At 64.9% G+C, this 3,839-nt stretch carries 3 protein-coding genes; all 3 read right to left on the minus strand.

What is annotated here, in order from left to right; translation table 11 throughout:
* Positions 1 to 163: 163 nt before the first annotated feature.
* The 3 genes from LQV45_RS20220 to LQV45_RS20230 are packed head-to-tail and all read right to left on the minus strand — an operon-like array spanning position 164 to position 3,569.
* Complete coding sequence (locus LQV45_RS20220; RefSeq protein WP_230008548.1) at positions 164 to 622, minus strand: hypothetical protein; 459 nt, start codon at positions 620 to 622, stop codon at positions 164 to 166.
* Positions 619 to 3,228, minus strand: a complete 2,610-nt coding sequence (locus tag LQV45_RS20225) for an efflux RND transporter permease subunit (protein WP_230008549.1) — start codon at positions 3,226 to 3,228, stop codon at positions 619 to 621. Before LQV45_RS20225 ends, LQV45_RS20220 begins: the two co-directional genes overlap by 4 nt.
* A gap of 2 nt (positions 3,229 to 3,230) precedes the next feature.
* Complete coding sequence (locus LQV45_RS20230; protein ID WP_230008550.1) at positions 3,231 to 3,569, minus strand: efflux RND transporter permease subunit; 339 nt, start codon at positions 3,567 to 3,569, stop codon at positions 3,231 to 3,233.
* Positions 3,570 to 3,839: the final 270 nt, after the last annotated feature.

A 3,839-nucleotide genomic window follows, 5' to 3' on the forward strand; every position in this document is an offset into this window, starting at 1 on the left:
ACCCAGACATGCCGTCTCAACCTCGACGCGGCGAGGTGCGAACTCCGGGAAAACATCCACCGAAGCGCTGCTGAGTTGCGCGCCGCCCACGATCATGAGGGCGGCCGCCATCGCAATGATGATCGACCGGAACCTCAGGCTTGCAGCGACAATCCGGCGCATGTCAGTGCGCCGTATCGAATTCAGCGCCGAAGAGTTCAGCCGCGCCGACGGTTACGATTGCGGTGCCGACCGCGGGGCCGGCCGAGGCCGTGACCACTCCGTCCTCTACCTTGGCTACCGTGACCGACTGCCGCTGGTAGACCCGCGGGGCCGGGTTGGTGTACACCCAGGTTTTTCCGCTGGCGTCGTAGAGCAGGGCTGAGTAGGGCACGACGACGTCCTTACCCTTTCCGGCCTTGACGGTGTCGGTCTTCAGGTCGAGGCGTTCGATTCCCTTCTCCGTCAACGTCAGTTTCGCGATGCCTGTTGCGGCATTCTTCTCCACCTTGGCGGGTTCGTTGGCCGAGACGGCGGCGGGGGCCGCCGCCGTCGTCTGGGCACATGCGGGCAACGCGAACAAAAGTGCTGCGCATACAGCGGCCGCCAGGGGCAGGCGCCGCGAGGGCTGTTGGCTGGTCATTTTGCTTCCACCTTTTCCTGCGTAACGGGCTGGACGGGAACTTCGGCCTCGTACACTTCGGCCCACTCTTCCGGGGCGGAACCGGGCCCGAACCAGAGTGCGAGCAGGGGGAGTACGAAGATCCCGATGAGAGTTGTCGTGATGAGTCCGCAGACGATGATCAGGGCCATCGGGCCCAGGAAGGACCCGCCGACGGCGCCGCCGAAGAGTCCCGGCGGGATCAGGATCGCCACCGTGATCAGGGCTGCCTTCAGAATGGGCGAGACCCGGTCCCGGGCCGCCATCATGATGACCTTGTCAGGGGACTCGTGCGGGGTGGCCCGCCACAGCTCATCCGTCCGGGCGGAGAGCAGCGCCGCGTTGCGGGCTGCAACGGCCAGCACCGCGGCAAAGGCCGTGAGTGCCAGCACAGTGATGGCGCCTCCCGCGATCCACGCTGCCACGGCGGCCCCGGCCAGCGCGGCCGGCAGGGACAGGAAGATGGCAAGCGCCAGCTTCCAGCTCCGCACCGCTGTCTGGAGAAGGAGCAGGATTCCCAGAAGGGCAGCCGCGCCGATCCACAGAACCATGGCGTCCCCGGCGAGCTGTTCACTGTACTTCGTGGGGATTTCGGCGTGGTATTCCAGCGGGAACTGGATCTGCTCGATCGCCGCGTTGATGTCGCGCTGGATATCCGCGAGCGGACGTCCGCTGACCTCGGCCACCACATCGATCCGGCGTGAGGTGTCATCGTGCAGAATCACGACTTCATTGGGAACGAGCCGGATGTCGGCGATTTGGCCCAGCTGGACCTGGCCGCCACTTGGCGTGTCCAGCAGGAGCTCACGGATGCTGGTCAGGTCATCCCGGACGTCCACCGCGCCGCGCACCACCACTTCAAAGACCTTCTGCTGTTCGAAGAGGTTGCCGACGACGATGCCTTGCATCAGGGCGGCGGCGGCGCGGCGTGCGTCGCCGGGTTTGATGCCGACCTTCTGCGCCGCCTCGAGGTTGACCTCGACTTCGACGATGGGCGTCATGGCGCTGGCGTTGATCGTCGGGTTCTTCACGCCGTCGACCTTTTCGATGGCCTTGCGGACCTCTTCTGCCTTCTCTCGCAGGACGGGCAAGTCTGTTCCGTAGACGCGGACAGCGAATCCGGGATCCATGCTGCTGCGCTCCTGGCCGATCTGCTGCTGGGAGTAGTTCACCACGTTGTGGGCGATGCCGGGGTAGCCCTGGACGACGTCACGGACCGCCTGCTCCGTTTCGCTGAAGTCGGCATCCGGTGTGATGGACACCCAGAGTTCCGCGGAACTGTTCCCGACAACCTGGTCGGAGGAAATGGCGCGGCCGATGTGGCCGCCAACTCCCGAGACACCAGGCAGGGTCCGCAGTTCGTCGGACGCCTTGGACGCCACCCGACGCACCTCGTCGTTGGACGTGCCTGCCATCGAGTCCCACTGCACCAGGAGTGTCCGGTCCGGAATCGTCGGCACGACCGCCCGGTTCCCGACCAGCTGCGATGCCGCGGCGAGCCCCAGCAGTCCAACGACGGCGACAGCGACAATGCCGAGGGCACGGCGGGAACGTGCTCCCTCGAGTGCCCTGTCGTACGTGGACCTGGCCCGGACAACACCGAGCGAGTCCGCCCGCCGGGCTTTCTCACCGGGAAGCAGGAGATATGCCAGGACCGGTGTCACGGACAAACCCACCAGCATTGACACGGCAAGCGCCAACGCCAGGGACCAGAAGAGGGGCTGGAAGAACGCACCGCCGACTCCCGTGACGAACAGCGTCGGTACGAGCGCGAGGGCCATGATGAGCGACCCGTGGAACAGCGGTGTGCGGACGCTGCGGACAAGCTGGACCATGCGGAACCTGATGGTGGCATCTGTCTCGGTCCCGGTGGTCCGCAACGGCCGGCGCCGCTGCGCCTGGACATCCTCCACGATGTCTCCGACAATCACAGAGACGCCCAGCAAGATGCCGGCGAGGATCGAGATATTCAGTGTGGAGTCGAGCAAGTAGAGCACCACTCCCGCCGCCATGACGGTGGTGCTGATCGCCACGAGGGCGATCACGGCCACCCGCCAGGAGCGGAACAGGGCCCAGAAGAGCAGCACGGCGATCAGGAGGCTCACGAGCAGCGCCAGGCCGAGTCCGTCCACGGCATCCTGCAGGAAGGAGGCGGGCCGGAAGACGGACGTATCCATCTGGATTCCGGAAAGCCCGGGCTGCATGTCGTTCAGCGCAGCCTCGAGGTCCTTGGTGACCTGCAGCGTGCTGGCTCCGGGGAACTTCTCCACGACCAGCAGGAGGCCCGCATCCTGGCCGACGACGGCATCGCCGATCAGCGGCTGGTGGTCCTCCTTCACCTGGGCAATGTCACCCAGGAGCATGGGAGATCCGGCGTCTTCGACACTGACCTTGGCCAGGTCCTCCGGTGTTCGGATGGGCAGCACGTGCTGGATGCCCAGGCGTTGGCTCGGCGACTCCACGAACCCGCCCGTGCCGGGGGTGGACGCCTCAAGGAAGCTCAGCGGCGACACCCAGACTGCGTTGCCGGTGGTCTTGATGACCTGTTCGAGCGTGATGCCCTTGTCACGCAGCTGCGTGGGGGTCACCTCTACTTGGAGCTGGCCTGGGTCATGCGTTCGGCCACGAGCTGGCGCGCGCGCAGAAGGTCGGTGCCCGGCTCGAACACGAGCTCGATCGAGGACAGGCCGGGAACTGATTTGGACCGGATTTCATCGAGCCACGCCACCCCGTTAAGGAGGTCGGCTTCCATCGGGGCAGTGATGAGCTGTTCAACTTCGGCAGCTGAGAGGCCCAGGGCCTCGGTCTGGATCTCGACGTGGGCCGGGGCGAACTCGGGCATGCTGTCGATGGCGACGTGGGGGACGTTCACTACCCCGAAGGCAATGAGTCCGGCCGCCATGGCGAGAACCAGGATGCGGAACTGCATACTGAAACGGGTGATCCAGCCGAACATGGCTAGCCCTGTTCCAGGGAGCCGGCGTCGCAGGTGCGGCCGGCGGGGGATTTCGGCAAATGCACGGAAGAATTGCGCAATTGATACATGACAGGCTCCTCAACCCGAGACCATTTGCGACTCCCCCCGAGAGATCCCATTTCTTGCTGATCTTTATCGAATAGTGTTCCCATTTGAATCGTTTGGCAAGATCAAAATTTTAGGCCTGCTTCACGGTTTTTCACGGGTTTCTCCCAGCTTGGA

Source organism: Microbacterium sp. Bi128 (genome assembly GCF_918698205.1).

Excerpts from the sequence above, each read along its gene's own strand:
- LQV45_RS20230 (WP_230008550.1), bottom strand. The coding sequence starts at position 3,569 with ATGCAGTTCCGCATCCTGGTTCTCGCCATGGCGGCCGGACTCATTGCC.
- LQV45_RS20220 (WP_230008548.1), bottom strand. The coding sequence starts at position 622 with ATGACCAGCCAACAGCCCTCGCGGCGCCTGCCCCTGGCGGCCGCTGTA.